Source organism: Pseudomonas sp. P5_B2 (assembly GCF_056400445.1).
In genome coordinates, this window is the sequence record NZ_JBFULH010001136.1 from 1 (window position 1) to 956 (window position 956).

The window sequence follows — 956 nt, forward strand, 5'->3', positions numbered from 1 at the left end:
CCGTGATTGAGGCAGCCGTAATCGGAAAACCCGACCCGCAGCGTACAGAGTTGATTAAGGCCTTCGTGGTACTAAACAAGCAATATCTACCAAGCCCGGAACTAGCCGAAACATTGAGGTTACATGTCCGCCAGCGCCTCGCGGCTCATGCCTACCCCCGGGAAATCGAGTTCGTCAATGAATTGCCGAAAACACCTAGCGGCAAACTGCAACGTTTCATCCTACGCAATCAGGAGATTGCTAAGCAGCAAGTTTGATGCTTAAGAGTCGGGAACGCACGAAAGTTCTAAATCAACTATTCGACGACTTTGATGACTCATCATTTATGTATTTGATGATCTTGAAGCAATCTTTGGATGCTTGTGGGAGCATGACGCCTTAATGCACTACGCATACAGGCAGTAGTTTACTAAGTCCGAGTTGCGCTGTGCAGAGAACGCCAAATTTTCATGCTGTAGACTGCCAACTCGGAGGCTCTTCTCACGAAGTGGCCTGATACCGAAATCCCCACTGGATGTGCACTTCATAAATACAACAATACTGAAGGATACATAATATGCAGACAGTTAACGTGTACGCGCTCGCCAGCAATTCAAAGTTCAACCGATTTCACCGACTCATACTTTTTTGGTGCATGCTAATACTTGTGATCGATGGTTACGATCTCGCCATCGGTGGAGCGGCCCTTCCCGCTATTATGCAAGATATGCAGATTGCCCCCACTAGCGCAGGAATCATGGCGGGTTCCGCCCTATTCGGCACGATGCTTGGAGCGATCTTCCTTGGAACACTTGCCGACCGTATCGGTCGTCCGAAAATGGTTGCTATGTGCGTCGCACTGTTCAGCCTTTTCACAGCCGGTGCGGGTTTCACTAACGACCCTGTCAGTTTCAGCATCATGCGCTTCATCGCCGGCTTGGGTATTGGCGGCGTATTGCCTGTGTGCACCGCTCAAA

The 956-nt window shown here is 49.8% G+C and carries 2 protein-coding genes; both read left to right on the forward strand.

Annotated features, from left to right (window positions below):
* Nucleotides 1–257, forward strand: a 257-nt coding sequence (locus AC1DRJ_RS29710; RefSeq protein ID WP_477805268.1) for an AMP-binding enzyme, incomplete at its 5' end; no start/stop codon positions are given.
* A 299-nt stretch (nt 258–556) separates the two neighbouring features.
* A partial coding sequence (locus tag AC1DRJ_RS29715; RefSeq protein WP_477805269.1) for an MFS transporter occupies nt 557–956 on the forward strand: 400 nt, incomplete at its 3' end.